19 protein-coding genes are annotated in these 15,040 nt (G+C 70.5%); 14 read left to right on the top strand and 5 right to left on the bottom strand.

Features of this window, described 5'->3' with window-relative positions:
- Position 1: 1 nt before the first annotated feature.
- From JJ685_RS01635 to JJ685_RS01620, 4 genes are all read right to left on the bottom strand, one after another.
- Complete coding sequence (locus JJ685_RS01635) at positions 2-175, bottom strand: hypothetical protein (protein ID WP_201672430.1); 174 nt, start codon at positions 173-175, stop codon at positions 2-4.
- Complete coding sequence (locus JJ685_RS01630) at positions 172-750, bottom strand: hypothetical protein (protein WP_201672429.1); 579 nt, start codon at positions 748-750, stop codon at positions 172-174. Before JJ685_RS01630 ends, JJ685_RS01635 begins: the two co-directional genes overlap by 4 nt.
- Positions 747-1,673 (bottom strand): universal stress protein, encoded by a 927-nt coding sequence (locus JJ685_RS01625; RefSeq protein ID WP_201672428.1) that lies wholly within the window; start codon positions 1,671-1,673, stop codon positions 747-749. Before JJ685_RS01625 ends, JJ685_RS01630 begins: the two co-directional genes overlap by 4 nt.
- Positions 1,674-1,748: 75 nt before the next feature.
- Entirely contained in the window at positions 1,749-2,150 is a 402-nt protein-coding gene (locus tag JJ685_RS01620) for a GreA/GreB family elongation factor (protein ID WP_201672427.1), read from the bottom strand.
- Positions 2,151-2,641: 491 nt separating this feature from the next.
- Here JJ685_RS01620 and JJ685_RS01615 point away from each other — a divergent pair, with 491 nt between their 5' ends.
- The 3 genes from JJ685_RS01615 to JJ685_RS01605 are packed head-to-tail and all read left to right on the top strand — an operon-like array spanning position 2,642 to position 4,958.
- Positions 2,642-3,061: a GreA/GreB family elongation factor gene (locus JJ685_RS01615; RefSeq protein ID WP_201672426.1), complete on the top strand. Its 420-nt coding sequence runs from the start codon at positions 2,642-2,644 to the stop codon at positions 3,059-3,061.
- Positions 3,058-4,020, top strand: coding sequence for a universal stress protein (locus tag JJ685_RS01610; protein ID WP_201672425.1), 963 nt, complete (start codon positions 3,058-3,060; stop codon positions 4,018-4,020). The genes JJ685_RS01615 and JJ685_RS01610 overlap by 4 nt, the downstream gene beginning before the upstream one ends.
- Before the next feature lie 53 nt (positions 4,021-4,073).
- A complete protein-coding gene (locus JJ685_RS01605; protein WP_201672424.1) occupies positions 4,074-4,958 on the top strand; it encodes a universal stress protein in 885 nt (294 codons plus the stop codon).
- A gap of 36 nt (positions 4,959-4,994) precedes the next feature.
- Here JJ685_RS01605 and JJ685_RS01600 read toward each other — a convergent pair whose 3' ends face one another.
- Positions 4,995-5,429 carry a MarR family transcriptional regulator gene (locus tag JJ685_RS01600; protein ID WP_236598651.1) on the bottom strand — a complete coding sequence of 145 codons (435 nt, stop codon included), beginning with the start codon at positions 5,427-5,429 and terminating at the stop codon, positions 4,995-4,997.
- Between the two features lie 217 nt (positions 5,430-5,646).
- On the opposite strand from JJ685_RS01600, the gene badH reads away from it, so the two are divergent.
- The 11 genes from badH to panB all read left to right on the top strand — a co-directional run bounded on the left by badH (position 5,647) and on the right by panB (position 15,027).
- The gene (badH, locus tag JJ685_RS01595) at positions 5,647-6,414 is read left to right on the top strand and encodes a 2-hydroxycyclohexanecarboxyl-CoA dehydrogenase (RefSeq protein ID WP_201673656.1); all 768 of its coding nucleotides are present in this window, start codon (positions 5,647-5,649) and stop codon (positions 6,412-6,414) included.
- 34 nt (positions 6,415-6,448) lie between these two features.
- Entirely contained in the window at positions 6,449-7,231 is a 783-nt protein-coding gene (gene badI / locus JJ685_RS01590) for a 2-ketocyclohexanecarboxyl-CoA hydrolase (RefSeq protein ID WP_201672422.1), read from the top strand.
- A 71-nt stretch (positions 7,232-7,302) separates the two neighbouring features.
- Positions 7,303-8,454: a cyclohexanecarboxyl-CoA dehydrogenase gene (gene aliB, locus JJ685_RS01585; protein ID WP_201672421.1), complete on the top strand. Its 1,152-nt coding sequence runs from the start codon at positions 7,303-7,305 to the stop codon at positions 8,452-8,454.
- Positions 8,455-8,484: 30 nt separating this feature from the next.
- Entirely contained in the window at positions 8,485-10,128 is a 1,644-nt protein-coding gene (aliA, locus tag JJ685_RS01580; RefSeq protein WP_201672420.1) for a cyclohexanecarboxylate-CoA ligase, read from the top strand.
- Entirely contained in the window at positions 10,125-10,907 is a 783-nt protein-coding gene (locus JJ685_RS01575) for an enoyl-CoA hydratase (protein ID WP_201672419.1), read from the top strand. The genes aliA and JJ685_RS01575 overlap by 4 nt, the downstream gene beginning before the upstream one ends.
- Positions 10,908-10,925: 18 nt before the next feature.
- Positions 10,926-11,675, top strand: a complete 750-nt coding sequence (locus tag JJ685_RS01570; RefSeq protein ID WP_201672418.1) for an electron transfer flavoprotein subunit beta/FixA family protein — start codon at positions 10,926-10,928, stop codon at positions 11,673-11,675.
- 34 nt (positions 11,676-11,709) lie between these two features.
- A complete protein-coding gene (locus JJ685_RS01565; RefSeq protein ID WP_201672417.1) occupies positions 11,710-12,645 on the top strand; it encodes an electron transfer flavoprotein subunit alpha/FixB family protein in 936 nt (311 codons plus the stop codon).
- A gap of 42 nt (positions 12,646-12,687) precedes the next feature.
- Positions 12,688-13,050 carry a hypothetical protein gene (locus JJ685_RS29565; RefSeq protein WP_236598650.1) on the top strand — a complete coding sequence of 121 codons (363 nt, stop codon included), beginning with the start codon at positions 12,688-12,690 and terminating at the stop codon, positions 13,048-13,050.
- Between the two features lie 44 nt (positions 13,051-13,094).
- The gene (locus JJ685_RS01555) at positions 13,095-13,661 is read left to right on the top strand and encodes an acyltransferase (protein ID WP_201672416.1); all 567 of its coding nucleotides are present in this window, start codon (positions 13,095-13,097) and stop codon (positions 13,659-13,661) included.
- A 159-nt stretch (positions 13,662-13,820) separates the two neighbouring features.
- Positions 13,821-14,201 (top strand): aspartate 1-decarboxylase, encoded by a 381-nt coding sequence (panD, locus tag JJ685_RS01550; RefSeq protein WP_201672415.1) that lies wholly within the window; start codon positions 13,821-13,823, stop codon positions 14,199-14,201.
- A gap of 10 nt (positions 14,202-14,211) precedes the next feature.
- Complete coding sequence (gene panB, locus JJ685_RS01545) at positions 14,212-15,027, top strand: 3-methyl-2-oxobutanoate hydroxymethyltransferase (RefSeq protein WP_201672414.1); 816 nt, start codon at positions 14,212-14,214, stop codon at positions 15,025-15,027.
- The last annotated feature ends 13 nt before the right edge of the window (positions 15,028-15,040 follow it).

The raw sequence follows: 15,040 nt of genomic DNA, 5'->3' as shown, positions 1-15,040 counted from the left end.
GTCACCACGCCTGCGCAATCAGCGCCAGCGCGCCGCACGCCAGCACGACGCTGCCGGTGCCGAGCGCCAGCCGGACATCCCGGACCGCATCCCCCGTGCGGCGGCCGATCCAGGCCGTCGCCAGGCAGGCGCCTCCGATCACGGCCAGGAGCAGGGCGATGTCTTCCTGGTTCATGCCCGCAGACCCTCCCCCGCATGCCCCGGAACGGGGCCGTAGCGTGCGAGCCGGCACAGGACGTCCGCCGCGCCCTCCGTGCGGTCGAGGACCTCTCGCTCCAGTCCGATCAGGCGCGCCAGGGGGAGCTCCGCCCGCACCACGACCCGGTTGCCTTCGAAGCTTGCCGTGCCCTGTTGCGGCGAACATCGTGCGAGCAGCTGCACCAGGTCCTGCCGGTACGCGCGCGGCGCGGCGATGCGCAGGAACATCAGGGGCGCCAGCACCTGTCCGGTCGCGCGATCCGTCACCGTGTGGACGGTCGGGCTTCCGAACGCGATGGCCGCGCCGTACGCTTGCCGCAGCAGGTGCTGCGCTTCGGCCAAGGCGAGGCCGTTGCGCGCCAGGATCTGCCCGCCGGCGCCGTGGCGCAGGATGCGGAAGCGATCCGGCCGCGAAAGCGCGTCCAGCAGGCTGTGGCCGCCCGCCGCGAGCGGCTTGCCGTGGGTCGCGCCCACCCTCTGGCGAAGCGGCAGCAGGTCCAGCGTGTCCAGGGCCTCCATGTCGTCGCGGGTCAATGCTGCGGGAAAGCTCATGACGCGCTCCTTTCGGCGGGGCGCATGGGCAGCGCGGGGCGTGCGATGCCGCTGCCGATGCGGCGCGCGGCGACCGGCGCGGTCGCCTGCAGCCAGGCCTGCGGCACCAGCAGGACGTCGCTGGTGCCCCAGCTCAGGACGCGATGCGCGACGCTGCCACAGAGGAAGTCCTCCCATGCGCTGCTGCGGCTCTTGCCCAGCACGACGAGATCCGCACCCGAGTGCTCCTGCTGGATCACGGTCTGCCGCCCCGGGTCGCCCCGTCCGATCGCGGTGAGCACGCGGTTCCTGCGCGCATCGAAGGAATCGGTGAGCGCCACGATCCGCTGCCGCGCGTCGCGCAGGCGCTTCTGCCGATAGGCACGCACGGCGACTTCGGGCGCCTCGGCGGAGCGCAGCTTCGACTCCTCCAGCGTGCTGATCGCGTGGAACAGCTCCAGACCCGCACGCGGTTCGAGCTTGCCGGCCAGCTTCACCAGCGCCTGCGATGCCGCGGAGAAGTCGACCGCGACCAGGATGTGCCGATAAGGCCCGGCGAACGGCTGGCGCGCGACGAGCACGGGACAGCGGCAGCGCCGCAGCAGGCGCAGCACCGGCTGGCCGCGAAAGAAGGCCGCCGTGGTGCGCTCGTGGCGATGCGGCAGAACCACGAGGTCCGCCCCGCGCGCTTCCGCGGCGAGCTCCTCCAGCTCGAAGGCCCTGGCGCTCGCCGTCCTGACCCGCAGCCCGAGGCGGTCCTCGAGCCGGCGGGCCATGTCGGCCAGGCGCGCAGGGGCGCCGGGTTGTGCGGGCTGCCCGTGCGTGGGCACGTACAGCAGCTTGATGGCGGCGCGGTGCATCTCGGCGAGCTGGCCGGCCCGCTGCACGGCGACGTCTTCCCGCGCGGAAAGATCGGTGAGGGCAAGGATGGACTTGATGCTCATGGCGTGTTCCAGGTGAGGCCGCGCCGGGCGTGACGCCCCGGTCGGGCAGGGGAGCGGAAGCGAGGAGCGCGGCGACTACGTCACGTAGTCGCCGGTCGCCTCCGGCTGGAACAGGATCCCTTCGATCTGGGCCACGGTCTCTTCGCCACCCGGGCCGGTCCATTGGGCGAGCGCGCCGACGGTGCGGCCGATCAGGCCCATGCCTGCCGGCGACAGCACGGAGATCGATCCGGTGGAGGGATCGGCATCGGCGGGATAGCACACGACCAGAATCTGGCGCCGCTGCAGCTTGAGGTCGCGGATCACGAAGCGCGCGTACATCGTCACCACGTCGGGCGGGATCGCGTGGGACGGCAGCAGCTGCGCGTCGTCCAGGATGTCGGCGAGCTGCGGGAACGCGCCCGCAGCGGTGAGCTTGCGCAGGCGGACGGAATCGAGCTCGGTGAGCTTGCGCTCACCGGAATGCGGGGCACGCATGGATGGCACTCCAATCGAACACGGACCGTCGCTGGGCGAAAGCGGTCCGCAGGCGCGCGGCGGGCTTGGCCCGGTGGTCGATGGATGCGCTGAAGGGGAGAAGGGGGCGACCGCCGGGCTCAGGAATGTGCGGGCGTTCGCTGCAGGCCCGCCAGCATGGGCGCGAGCGCGCGCTGGTGGCGCGTCGCATCGGCGAACCCGGTGTGGCAGGTGAGGCGTGTCATGCGTGCAGTATAGGCGCGCCACCGCGGATGCGGCCCATTCTGGCAAGGGATCGAGGGGCATTGCGCAGGCGCCTGGCCGCGCCGGCGGGACGCACATAGACTTGGGCCGTGACACGAACTCGCTTCACTCCTGCACGAACGGCAGCACTTTCCTGAGCCCGGCGATTCCCTTCTGCCGCGCCACGGGATCGCCGGGCACTCCACGCGCCAAACCCCTTTCGCATCCGCGATGCATCGCGGCATGCCGAACCGCCATGGAGTGTGTTCATGCAATCCTTCGTGCCGCGTCCACCCGGACGCATCGTCACCCAGACCGACTACGTTCATCTCACGCGCCTGCTGCGTGAGGGCGGACCGGAGCTTCCCGGCGCCAGCGAGGTGGAGCTCGCCCTGCGCGAGGGCGTGCTGCTCGCCTCCAGCAGCGTCGCGCCGGGTGTCGTCACCATGGGTGCGCAGGTGTTCCTCGTCGGCGACGCCGACGAGCCGCCGACGCAGGTGACGCTCGTCTACCCGCAGGACGCCGACAGCGCCAGCGGCCGCATCTCGGTGCTGTCGCCGCTCGGGGCGGGCCTGTTCGGCCTGTCCGTGGGCGAGACGGCGAGCTGGCGCGCGTTCGGCCGCGTCCACTCGGCCCGCATCGTGTCCGTGCTCGCGAAGCACGCCAACGCGCGCGGGGTGGCGCCATGACGCAGCAGAAGACGATCAACCCGTCGACGCAGTCCACTCCCGTCGTGGTGTGCCTGGGCGCGGCGTCCTCCGCGGGGTGCAACGCGACCTGGCGCGCGGCGCTGGTCGCACGGGAACTGGGCGCGAAGCTGAATATCCTGCATCCGGCGCCGCAGCCGCGCGTGCTCGCGCGCGAGGAGGCCGCCTTGCGCGAGCTGGTCGAGGACATCCGGCAGCGCACGCGCGTCGACGTCTCTGTCGAGGCCGTGCAGGGCAACGTCCTGCGACACGCGGTGGCTGCGTCGCGCGATGCAGCGATGATGGTGCTGCCCAGCGTGCGGCGCAATCCGCTGCGCGAGTGGATCATGGGCACGCAGGCGGAACGGCTGATCCGCCTGTGCCGCTCGCCCGTGCTGGTGGTCAAGCGTCCCGCGCTGGCGTCGTACCAGCGGGTGCTGGTGCCGCTGGATGTGCGGGACCAGTCGGCGCGCGTGATCGCGCTGGCGGCGTCGCTGTCGCGCGGATCGCGCCTGGAGGTGCTGCACGCGATCGACGCCGGCGACGAGAAGATCCTGCGCGAGCTCGAGGGCCCGGAGCTGACGCTGCGCTTCGACCGGCAACACCGCGCGCAGGCCGCGTTGCTCGCGGTGCACCAGCGGGTCGCCGCGGCGCAGGTCGGCCAATCCGGGGCCGAGGCGAGCATCGCGTTCGGCGATGCCGCGCGGGTGGTGCTCGCCCGCACGCAGGCGTGGGATGCGGAACTGCTGGTGATCGGGAAGGCGCAGCGCGGATTGCTGGCCGGCTACTTCCTGGGCGGACTCACGCAATGCGTGCTGGCCCGGGCGTCGGCGGACGTGCTGGTGCACCCGGTGCGGTCGCAAGCCGCGAGGAGGGTGGACGCGCCCGCGCCGCAGGTGCCCTCGACGCCGTCGAGCCCGGCGCACTGGGGCACCTTGGTGCGCTTGCCCGAGTGGAAGTAGGGCGCAGGCACGCGCACGCCAGACCTTCCGTCATCCAGAAAGGAGAACAAGACATGCGTTCCATCCGCGCCATCCTCGCCGCGACGGACTTTTCCGCCGGCGCCACCCACGCCGCGCGCCGCGCCGCCATGCTGGCGGCCGAATATGACGCCCGCCTGATCCTGCTGCACGTGGTCGAGCCCGATGCCCTCCTCGCCGTGCGGGACTGGTTGGCCAGGGGCCGCGAGTTGCGCGCCGCCCTGGAGGAGCAGGCCAGGTTGCAGCTGGAAGCCCAGGCCCGGCGGCTCGAGCAGGACCATGGGGTGCGCGTGGAGCGGCTGCTGCGGGTCGGCCGCCCGCTGGAGGAAGTGCACGAGGCGAGCATCGCCACCGACCTGATGGTGCTGGGCGCGTGCGGCGAGCCCGGAGCGCTCGAGGCCGCCCTCGGAACGCTCGCCGATCGCCTGGTGCGCACCGCGGAACGTCCCGCGCTGGTGGTCAACCGGGCGCCGGAACGGGCCTACGCGCGCGCGCTCGTGCTCACCGACTTCTCCGGCGCGGCCCAGGCCGCGCTGCGCGCCGCGCTCGGCGTCGCGCGCCAGGGATCCGTGCACCTGCTGCATGCCTACAGCATTCCGTTCGAAGGCAAGCTGCGGCTGGCCAGCGTCAGCGACAACGACATCGCCGCCTACCGGCGGGAGGTCCGTGACGGCGCCTACGGGCGCATGCAGCAGATGCTGGCGGACGTGGATGCGCCGGATCGCACGCAGTCGGTTGTCGTGCCGGGCGACATCCGCCGGGAAGCCCTGCGTGCCAGCGAACGGATGCAAGCCGACCTGGTGGCGGTCGGCAAGCAGGGCGAGTCGCTGCTGGAAGACATGCTGCTCGGAAGCACCACCAGCCACATGCTGGCGCATGCCGGCTGCGACGTGCTCGTCGTGCCCCGTCGCGCGGGATAGCACCGCCCGGCGCCGGGGCCTTTCCCGGCCCCGCTGCTACGACGCGCCGCCATCCTCTTCGCCGGATCCGACCCAGGCCTGGTCCAGGCGCTGCATGTTCTCGAGCATCTTGAGCAGGTAGTGCAGCATGTGGGCGAGGTCGTTGACGGAGAAGTCGCCCAGGATCTCCTCGTAGTAGGCGCGGATCTTCGGCAGCGCCAGCGCCTGCCAGACATGCCGGCCCGACTCGGTCATCGTGACCACGCGCGAGCGCCGGTCCTCGCCGTGGGCAGCGACCACCACGTGCCCGTCGCGCTCCATGCGCCCGATCAGGCCGGACAGGTTCTGCCGGCTCACCATCAGGTACCTGGCGAGCTCACCGACGCTCATGCCGGTTTCCGCCTTCTCGCGGGACAAGGCGCCCAGCACCGCCCACTGCTGCGTGGTCAGTCCCTCGGCTTCGACCGCCCGCGTTCCCGTTTTGTGCAACATGTTGGCACATTGGTAGAGCCGGAAGAACAGCCGGTTGGCCATCTCCGTCTTCGTTTCCGCCGTCTGTCGTCCAGCGTGGGGCATGAAATCTCCGATACAAAGTCAGGGCTTGCGTCCGGCGCGGCGCGCACCTACAATTACGACAACATATTGACCTATTCTAATCCTGACCCGGGGCTGGAGGCGGTCTGCAACCCAAGCCATCGAGAGGAACATGATGCAACGCTTCCAGGACATGACCGTGGTCGTCACCGGCGGTGGCGGCGGAATCGGCGGGGCCACCTGCCGACGCTTCGCCGCCGAGGGCGCCCGTGTCGCGGTGTACGACCTCAATCCCGACGCGGCCGAGAAGGTCGCCGCCGCGATCCGTGACGAGGGCGGCCGGGCGCAGGCGTTCCGCTGCGACATCACCGATCGCGCCAGCGTCGACGCCGCCGTCGCGCAGACGGAGACGGCGCTCGGCCCGATAGCCGTCCTGGTGAACAACGCCGGCTGGGACGTCTTCAAGCCGTTCACGAAGACCGAGCCCGCGCAGTGGGACAAGCTGATCGCGATCAACCTGACCGGCGCCCTGCACATGCATCACGCGGTGCTGCCTGGCATGGCCGCGCGCAAGAAGGGCCGCATCGTCAACATCTCCTCCGACGCGGCGCGCGTCGGCTCGTCGGGCGAGGCCGTCTATGCGGCCTGCAAGGGCGGGCTGGTGTCGTTCTCCAAGACCATCGCCCGCGAGCACGCACGCCACGGCATCACCGTCAACGTCGTGTGCCCCGGGCCCACCGACACCGCCCTGTTCGCCGACTACAAGGAAGGCGCGGGCAACCCCGAAAAGCTGATGGAGGCGTTCACGCGCTCGATTCCGCTCGGCCGCATCGGCCAGCCCGGCGACCTGCCCGGCGCCGTGCTGTTCTTCGCCAGCGACGACGCTGCCTATGTCACTGGCCAGGTCCTCAGCGTGTCCGGCGGCCTGACCATGAACGGCTGACGCCGGCAACCCACCAACCTTCGAGAGACGACCCATGGACTTCCGAGACATCCTGTACGAGATCCGCAACGGCGTGGCCTGGATCACCATCAACCGCCCGGAGAAGATGAACGCCTTCCGCGGCACCACCTGCGACGAGCTGATCAAGGCGCTGAACAAAGCGGGCTACGACCGCAATGTCGGCTGCATCGTGCTCGCCGGGGCCGGCGACAAGGCCTTCTGCACCGGCGGCGACCAGTCGGCGCACGACGGCAACTACGACGGCCGCGGCACCATCGGGCTGCCGATGGAGGAGCTGCACACCGCCATCCGCGACGTGCCCAAGCCGGTGATCGCGCGCGTGCAGGGCTTCGCGATCGGCGGCGGCAACGTGCTGTGCACGATCTGCGACCTCACCATCTGCTCGGAGAAGGCCATCTTCGGCCAGGTCGGGCCCAAGATGGGCTCGGTCGATCCGGGCTACGGCACGGCCTTCCTCGCCCGCGTGGTGGGCGAGAAGAAGGCGCGCGAGATCTGGTACCTCAACAAGCGCTACTCGGGCGCCGAAGCCGTCGCGATGGGCCTGGCCAACGCCTGCGTGCCGCACGACCAGCTCGATGCCGAGGTGCAGCAGTGGGCCGAGACGATCTGCGAACGCAGCCCCACCGCCATCGCGATCGCCAAGCGCAGCTTCAACATGGACACCGCGCACCAGAGCGGCATCGCCGGCATGGGGATGTATGCACTGAAGCTCTTCTACGACACCGAAGAGTCGCGCGAGGGCGTGGCCGCGCTGAAGGACAAGCGCAAGCCCGATTTCCGCAAGTACGCGAAGTAACAGCCCCACCCCACTGGCAGGACGCGGGGGCCGCTCACTGCCCCTGCCCCGGTACTCCTGGAGACTCCCCGATGAATCCATATCTGGACGACGACCTGCTGACCCTGGCCCACCATGCGCGCCGCTTCGCCGACGAGCGCATCGCGCCCGGCTTCCTCGAACGCGACAAGACGCGCGTGCTCGACCGGCGCCTCATGCGCGAGATGGGCGAGATGGGGTTCATCGCGCCGGAGCTGCCGGAGCGCTTCAGCGGCCAGGGCACGGGCTGCCTGGCGGCCGGCGTGATCCACGAGGAGATCGCGCGCGCCGACCTGAGCATGTCCTACATCAACCTGCTCGCCTCGCTCAATGGCCAGATCCTGGCGCACCACGGCCGGCCGGAGGTGGTCCAGCCCTGGCTCGAGAAGCTCACGCGCGGCGAGGCGCTGTTCGCCATCGCGCTCACCGAGCCGCGCGGCGGCTCCGACGCGGCGCAACTGCGCCTGCGGGTCGAACGCGTCGGCGACGAGTACGTGATCAATGGCGAGAAGACCTCGATCTCGGCCGCCGACCAGGCCGACGCGATCGTGGTGTTCGGCCGCACGGGGACGGTCGACTCCGGCGCGCACGGCGTCACCGCGCTGCTGGTGCCCGCCGACGTGCCCGGGCTCACGCGCAGCCGCTTCGACTGCCACGGGCAGCGCGCCATCGGCCGCGGGTCGCTGTTCTTCGAGAACGTCCGCATTCCGGTGGACCACCGCCTGGGCGAGGAGAACAAGGGCTTCGTGCAGGTGATGCAGGGCTTCGACTTCTCGCGCGCGCTGATCGGCCTGCAGGTGCTCGCCGTGGCGCGCGCCGCGCTCGACGAGACCTGGGCCTACGTGGCCGAGCGCGAGGCGTTCGGCAAGCCGCTGTCGGCGTTCCAGGGCGTCTCGCATCCGCTCGCCGAGTACGACACCCAGGTGGAGGCGGCACGGCTGCTGTGCCTGCAGACGCTGTGGCTGAAGGACAAGGGTGCCCCCCACAGTGCCGAGGCGGCGATGTGCAAGTGGTGGGGTCCCAAGCTCGCCTACGACGCGATCCACCAGTGCCTGCTGCTGTCCGGCCATGGCGGCTACGACCGCGGGCTGATGGAGCAACGCCTGCGCGACGTGCTGGGCTTCCAGCTCGGCGACGGCACGGCGCAGATCATGAAGACCGTCATCGCGCGCGCCCGTGCCGGCCGCGCCGCCGTCCCCGCCTGACCCCCACAGCACGGAAACCGAGGAGGCTTCATGGAGTTCGATCCCGTATTGCTCGCGCCGCGACGCGCCGAGTGCATCGCCGAGGGCTACTGGCCCGACCGCACCATCAACGACGAACTCGATGCCTGCATCGCGGCAGTCCCCGACAAGCTCGCCCTCACCGCAATCCGCGTGGAGACCGGCGAGGTGCGCCGCTTCACCTACCGCGAGCTCGGGGTGCTCGCGGACCGCGTGGCGGTCGGCCTCGCGCGCATCGGTGTCGCGCGCAACGATGTCGTGGCGATGCAGCTGCCCAACTGGTGGCAGTTCAGCGTCGCGTACCTGGCCTGCTCGCGCATCGGCGCGGTGCTCAATCCGCTGATGCACATCTTTCGCGAGCGCGAGCTCGCGTTCATGCTCGGGCACAGCGAAGCCAAGGTGCTCATCGTCCCGAAGGTTTTCCGCGGTTTCGACCACGAGGCGATGGCGCGTGCCCTGCAGTCCACGTTGCCGGCGCTGCGGCGCGTCGTCGTCGTGGACGGCGAGGGGCCGGACGCCTTCGAGACGCTTCTGAGCGGGCCCGCGTGGGAGAAGGAGCCGGATGCAACCGGGATCCTCGGCGGGCAACGACCCGGCCCGGACGACGTCACCCAATTGATGTTCACTTCCGGCACGACGGGCGAGCCCAAGGGCGTGATGCATTCGGCCAACACACTGATGTCCAACATCGTCCCGTACGCCCGGCGCCTGGAGCTGACGTCCGACGACGTCGTGCTCATGGCGTCCCCCATGGCGCACCAGACCGGCTTCATGTACGGCCTGATGATGCCCATCCTGCTGCGCGGCAGCGCCGTGCTGCAGGACGTGTGGGAGCCGAAGAAGGCGGTCGAGACGATCCGCGCCGAGCGCGTGTCGTTCACCATGGCCTCCACGCCATTCCTCACGGACCTCACCCGCGCGGTGCAGGAATCGGGGCAGGGCGTTCCGACGCTGAGGACTTTCCTCTGCGCGGGCGCGCCCATCCCGGGACCGCTGGTCGAGCAGGCGCGGTCCCTGCTGGGGACCAAGATCGTCTCCGCCTGGGGCATGACGGAGACGGGGGCGGTCACGCTGATCCGGCTGGACGACGACGACGAGCGCGCCGTCAACACCGACGGCTGCCCGCTCCCCGGCGTCGAGGTGAAGGTGGTCGACTTCGCTGGCAGCCCGCTGCCCGCCGGCGAGAGCGGCAAGCTGCTCGTGCGCTCCTGCTCCAACTTCGGCGGCTACCTGAGGCGGCCGCAGTGGAACGGCACGGATGCCGAAGGCTGGTTCGACACCGGCGACCTCGCGTGCCTGGACGAGGCAGGCTACATCCGCATCAGCGGACGCAGCAAGGACGTCATCATCCGCGGCGGCGAGAACATCCCGGTGGTGGAGATCGAGTCGCTGCTGTATCGCCATCCGGCCGTCGCGCAGGCGGCGATCGTGGCGTACCCCGACGAGCGCCTCGGCGAGCGCGCCTGCGCCGTCGTCGTGCCGAAGGCCGGCCACACGCTGGATTTTGCCGGCATGGTCGAATTCATGAAGTCGCAGAAGGTGGCGCTGCAGTACGTCCCGGAGCGCCTGGTGGTGCGCGATGCCATGCCGACGACGCCCTCCGGCAAGATCCAGAAGTTCCGCCTGCGCGAGATGCTGCGGGAGGGGACGCTGTGAAGCCCGACGAGCCGGTCGTCCTCACCGAGCGCATCGGCCGCGTGGGCCTCGCGACGCTGAACCGCCCGCGGCAGCTCAATGCGCTGAACGACGAACTCATGGACCGCCTCGGGGAGGCGCTGCTCGCGTTCGACGCCGACGACGCGGTCGGCGCGATCGTCATCGCCGGCGGTGCCAGGGCATTCGCGGCCGGCGCCGACATCGCGGCGATGGTCGACTGGACCTACATGGACGTCTACCGCAGTGACTTCATCACCCGCAACTGGGAGACGATCCGCCGCGTGCGCAAGCCCGTGCTGGCCGCCGTCGCCGGGTTTGCGATGGGCGGCGGCTGCGAGCTCGCGCTGGCGTGCGACATCGTGGTCGCCGGCGAGAGCGCGCGCTTCGCGCTGCCGGAGATCAAGCTCGCGATGCTGCCGGGCGCAGGCGGCACGCAGCGGTTGCCCCGCGCCGTCGGCAAGGCGAAGGCGATGGACATGTGCCTCTCGGCCCGCGCGCTGGATGCCGCCGAGGCGGACCGCTACGGCCTGGTGTCGCGCGTGGTGCCCGACGAGCGCCTGTTCGAGGAGACGCTCGCGCTCGCCGCGACGATCGCCGCCTACTCGTTGCCCGCGCTCATGGCGATCAAGGAGTCCGTCAACCGGACCTATGAGTCGGCGCTCGGCGAAGGCATCGGCTTCGAGCGGCGGCAGTTGCACGCCCGCTTTGCCAGCGAGGACGCGCACGAGGGCATGCGGGCCTTCCTCGACAAGCGTCCGCCCCGGTTTTCCCATCGCTGAACCCAGGAGAGCGTTTCGATGAAAGTCATGGTGTGCGTCAAGCGCGTGGTCGATTTCAACGTGAAGGTCCGGGTCCGGAACGACGGCAGCGGCGTCGACCTCGCCAACGTGAAGATGAGCATGAACCCGTTCGACGAGATCGCGGTGGAGGAGGCAGTGCGCCTGAAGGAGCAGGGCGTGGCCACGGAGGTCGTGGCGGTGTCCTGCGGGCCCGCGCAGTGCCAGGAGACCCTGCGGACGGCGATGGCCATCGGCGCCGACCGCGCCATCCTGGTGGAGACGAGCGAGGAGCTGCAGCCGCTCGCGGTCGCGAAGCTGCTCAAGGCGCTGGCGGACAAGGAGCGGCCCTCCCTGCTCGTCCTCGGCAAGCAGGCCATCGACGACGACGCCAACCAGACCGGCCAGATGCTGGCGGCGCTGGCGGGGCTGCCGCAGGCCACCTTCGCCTCGAAGCTGGAGGTGGCAGACGGCAAGGCAAGGGTCACGCGCGAGGTCGACGGCGGGCTGGAGACCCTGGAGCTGAAGCTGCCCGCGGTGGTGACCGCCGACCTGCGCCTGAACGAGCCGCGCTACGTGACGCTCCCCAGCATCATGAAGGCGAAGAAGAAGCCGCTGGAGACGGTGCGTCCGATGGACCTCGGTGTGGACGTCACGCCCCGGCTGAAGACGCTCAAGGTGAGCGAGCCGCCGAAGCGCGCTGCGGGGATCAAGGTGGCGGACGTGGCGACGCTGGTCGCGAAACTGAAGAACGAGGCGAAGGTGATCTGACGATCGCCACGCCAGGCAACCCGGAGATTCATCAATGACCGCTCTCGTCATCGCGGAACACGACAACGCCGTCCTGAAGGGCGCCACGCTCCACGCCGTCACGGCCGCCGCGCAGGCCGGCGGCGATTTGCACATCCTCGTCGCCGGCCATGGCGCGCAGGGGGTGGCCGAAGCCGCGAGCAGGATCGCCGGCGTCGCCAAGGTGCTGCTGGCCGACGCGCCGCAGCTCGCCGCCGGGCTCGCCGAGAACGTCGCGGCGCAGGTCGTGGCGCTCGCCGGCGGCTACAGCCACATCGCCTTTCCCGCCACCGCGGGCGGCAAGAACGTCGCACCGCGCGTGGCGGCCCTGCTGGATGTCGCGCAGGTCTCCGACATCACCAAGGTGGTGAGCGCCGACACCTTCGAGCGGCCGATCCACGCGGGCAACGTCATCGCCACCGTGCAAAGCGCCGACCCGGTGAAGGTCGTCACGGTGCGCACGACCGCCTTCGAGCCGGCAGCAGTCACGGGTTGCAGCGCGCCCGTCGAGAGCGTCGCTGCCGTGGCCGACGCGGGAACGTCGTCATGCGTCGGCGCCGAGATCGCCAGCAGCGACCGCCCCGAGCTCACCGCTGCCAAGGTCGTCGTTTCCGGCGGACGGGCGCTGGGGAGCAGCGACAAGTTCAACGAGGTCCTCGCGCCGCTGGCGGACAAGCTCGGCGCCGCGCTGGGTGCGAGCCGCGCCGCTGTGGATGCCGGCTATGCCCCCAACGACTGGCAGGTGGGGCAGACGGGGAAGATCGTTGCGCCGCAGCTGTACATCGGCGCGGGCATCAGCGGGGCGATCCAGCACCTGGCCGGCATGAAGGACAGCAAGGTGATCGTCGCGATCAACAAGGACCCCGAGGCGCCGATCTTCAGCGTCGCCGACTACGGCCTGGAGGCCGACCTCTTCATCGCCGTGCCCGAACTGGTCCAGGCCCTCGGCTGAACACGCGCGAGTCCCTGCACCCCGCTCACAAGGAGACGACCCATGACCGCTACCTGCTCCTCGCCGCGCCGCTGGCCTCGCACCGCCGCCCTCGCCGGCGCCATCGCGCTGCTCGGCGCCAGCGCCTTCGCGCAGGCCTGGCCGAGTCGCCCGATCCGCATGGTGGTCGGCTTCGCCGCAGGCGGTGGCACCGAGGTGAAGGCCCTGTCGGCCGCTGTCGTCGCCGGCCTGGGCGGGGCCTTCCGGCCGGCCGAAGTCGCCCTCGTTGCCGACCTGCCGCGCACCCGCAACATGAAAGTCATGCGCCGCGTGATCCGCGCCGCCTGGCTCGGTGAGGATCCGGGCGATCTCAGCACCCTCGTCAATCCCGAATCCGTGCCGGCGATTCGGGCGGCGCGGTATTGAAACGAAACAGTGCCTGCCCGAAGCACGTCCATCGGAGATTCGAGATGCCCTGTTATTCCATCGATGGCTTGATTCCTGTGGTCGATCCCACCGCGTACGTGCATCCCACGGCCGTCCTGACCGGGGACGTGGTCGTCGGCCCGGACTGCTACGTCGGCCCGTGCGCCTCGCTGCGCGGCGACTTCGGCCGCATCGTGCTGGAGGCGGGGGCGAACGTGCAGGACGGCTGCGTCCTCCACAGCTTCCCCGACGCGCAGGTGCTCGTGGAGGCGGACGGGCACATCGGCCACGGTGCGGTGCTCCACGGCTGCGTCGTGCGGCGCGGCGCCTTGGTCGGGATCAAGGCGGTCGTGATGGACGGCGCGGAGATCGGCGAGCAGGCCATGGTCGCGGCGTGTGCGTTCGTCCCCGCGGGCACCAGGGTGTCCGCCCGCACGCTCGTCGCGGGCATGCCCGCGCAGCCCAGGCGACCACTCACCGAAGCGGAAATCGCGCGCAAGCACCAGGGCACGCTGCTGTACCAGGAGCTGGCGCGGCGGGCCCTGGCGACGTCGCGGCAGACGGAACCGCTGGCGGAGCCGGGACCGGGCCGGGGGGCATCCGGAAGCTGAGGAGCGCGCGGGTTTCCGCAATCCCGGCGCGCGGCGCGCGAGGAAGCCTCGCCCCGACACCGAATATCCCCGGCGGCCTGCGGACACTCAGGGTGGTCGCCCAAGCTGACTCTAGAATGGTGCGCCGCAACATCGCGGCGGCGATGAGGAGACGCGCGCGTGTACCGTACGTTGCTGAATTCCAAGATCCACCGCGTCGCCGTGACGCATTGCGAGCTTCATTACGAGGGCTCCTGCGCCATCGACGAGAACCTGCTGGAAGCCGCCGGCATCGTCGAGAACGAGCAGATCCACGTCTGGAACGTCGACAACGGCGAGCGCTTCGTCACCTACGCCATCAAGGGGCAGCGCGGCTCCGGGATGATTTCCGTCAACGGTTCGGCCGCGCGCCGGGCGGCGGTGGGAGATCTCCTCATCATCGCCGCCTTCGCCCAGGTGCACGAGGACCAGGTGCCGGCGCACAAGCCGAAGCTGGTGTTCGTCGACGAGGCGAACCGGCAGCTCGCCACGCGCGACTTCGTCCCCGTGCAGCAGCTCTGAGCGGCCAACCATGGGCACCCCTTCCGGCCGCAAGCCGCTCACCTTGCATCGGCTGCGCGAGATGCACGCCAGGGGCGAGAAGCTCACGATGCTCACCTGCTACGACAGCACCTTCGCCAGGGTGCTGGACGAAGCCGGCGTCGACTGCCTGCTGGTGGGCGACTCCCTGGGCATGGTGCTGCAAGGCGCTTCCAGCACCGTTCCCGTCACGCTGGAGCAGATGGCCTACCACACGCGCTGTGTGGCGCAGGGAAGCCGCACGGCCTGGGTGATCGGCGACCTGCCGTTCGGCAGCTACCAGGAGTCGCGCGAGCAGGCGCTGCGAAGCGCCACGGCGCTGATGCAGGCCGGCGCGCAGATGGTGAAACTCGAAGGCGGAGGCTGGACCACCGCCACCGTGCGCTTCCTCAGCGAGCGCGGCATTCCGGTCTGCGGCCATCTGGGGTTGACGCCGCAATCCGTGCATGCGCTGGGGGGCTGGCGCATCCAGGGCCGTGACGAGCGCGCGGCCGCCACGCTGCGGGAGCACGCGCTGGCGCTGGCCGAAGCCGGCGCCGCCATGCTCGTGCTGGAGCTCGTCCCCACGGCCCTCGCCGCGGCGATCACCCGCGAGCTGTCCATTCCCGTCATCGGCATCGGCGCCGGCCCGGACTGCAGCGGGCAGGTGCTGGTGCTGCACGACATGCTGGGACTGGCGAGCGCCCAGCCGCCGCGCTTCGTGCGCAACTTCATGGAAGGCAGCGGGAGCATCGCCGAGGCGGTGCGCCGGTACGTCGGTGCCGTGAAGGACGCGAGCTTCCCCGACCCAGCCCTGCATTGCTATTGAGGCGGCGGGGCGG

Source organism: Ramlibacter monticola (assembly GCF_016722785.1).
Lineage (GTDB): Bacteria > Pseudomonadota > Gammaproteobacteria > Burkholderiales > Burkholderiaceae_C > Ramlibacter > Ramlibacter monticola.
The sequence above is the reverse complement of the archived record's forward strand: the minus strand, read 5'-3'. Positions and strand labels throughout refer to the sequence as shown.

What these genes read in the sequence shown, in the direction of transcription:
- JJ685_RS01605 (WP_201672424.1), top strand. Translation starts at nt 4,074, where the DNA reads ATGCGTTCCATCCGCGCCATCCTCGCCGCGACGGACTTTTCCGCCGGC.
- JJ685_RS01630 (WP_201672429.1), bottom strand. Translation starts at nt 750, where the DNA reads ATGAGCTTTCCCGCAGCATTGACCCGCGACGACATGGAGGCCCTGGAC.
- panB (WP_201672414.1), top strand. Translation starts at nt 14,212, where the DNA reads ATGGGCACCCCTTCCGGCCGCAAGCCGCTCACCTTGCATCGGCTGCGC.
- JJ685_RS29565 (WP_236598650.1), top strand. Translation starts at nt 12,688, where the DNA reads ATGACCGCTACCTGCTCCTCGCCGCGCCGCTGGCCTCGCACCGCCGCC.
- JJ685_RS01570 (WP_201672418.1), top strand. Translation starts at nt 10,926, where the DNA reads ATGAAAGTCATGGTGTGCGTCAAGCGCGTGGTCGATTTCAACGTGAAG.
- JJ685_RS01610 (WP_201672425.1), top strand. Translation starts at nt 3,058, where the DNA reads ATGACGCAGCAGAAGACGATCAACCCGTCGACGCAGTCCACTCCCGTC.
- badH (WP_201673656.1), top strand. Translation starts at nt 5,647, where the DNA reads ATGCAACGCTTCCAGGACATGACCGTGGTCGTCACCGGCGGTGGCGGC.
- JJ685_RS01555 (WP_201672416.1), top strand. Translation starts at nt 13,095, where the DNA reads ATGCCCTGTTATTCCATCGATGGCTTGATTCCTGTGGTCGATCCCACC.
- JJ685_RS01635 (WP_201672430.1), bottom strand. Translation starts at nt 175, where the DNA reads ATGAACCAGGAAGACATCGCCCTGCTCCTGGCCGTGATCGGAGGCGCC.
- badI (WP_201672422.1), top strand. Translation starts at nt 6,449, where the DNA reads ATGGACTTCCGAGACATCCTGTACGAGATCCGCAACGGCGTGGCCTGG.
- JJ685_RS01600 (WP_236598651.1), bottom strand. Translation starts at nt 5,429, where the DNA reads ATGTTGCACAAAACGGGAACGCGGGCGGTCGAAGCCGAGGGACTGACC.
- JJ685_RS01620 (WP_201672427.1), bottom strand. Translation starts at nt 2,150, where the DNA reads ATGCGTGCCCCGCATTCCGGTGAGCGCAAGCTCACCGAGCTCGATTCC.
- JJ685_RS01565 (WP_201672417.1), top strand. Translation starts at nt 11,710, where the DNA reads ATGACCGCTCTCGTCATCGCGGAACACGACAACGCCGTCCTGAAGGGC.
- aliA (WP_201672420.1), top strand. Translation starts at nt 8,485, where the DNA reads ATGGAGTTCGATCCCGTATTGCTCGCGCCGCGACGCGCCGAGTGCATC.
- JJ685_RS01615 (WP_201672426.1), top strand. Translation starts at nt 2,642, where the DNA reads ATGCAATCCTTCGTGCCGCGTCCACCCGGACGCATCGTCACCCAGACC.
- aliB (WP_201672421.1), top strand. Translation starts at nt 7,303, where the DNA reads ATGAATCCATATCTGGACGACGACCTGCTGACCCTGGCCCACCATGCG.
- JJ685_RS01625 (WP_201672428.1), bottom strand. Translation starts at nt 1,673, where the DNA reads ATGAGCATCAAGTCCATCCTTGCCCTCACCGATCTTTCCGCGCGGGAA.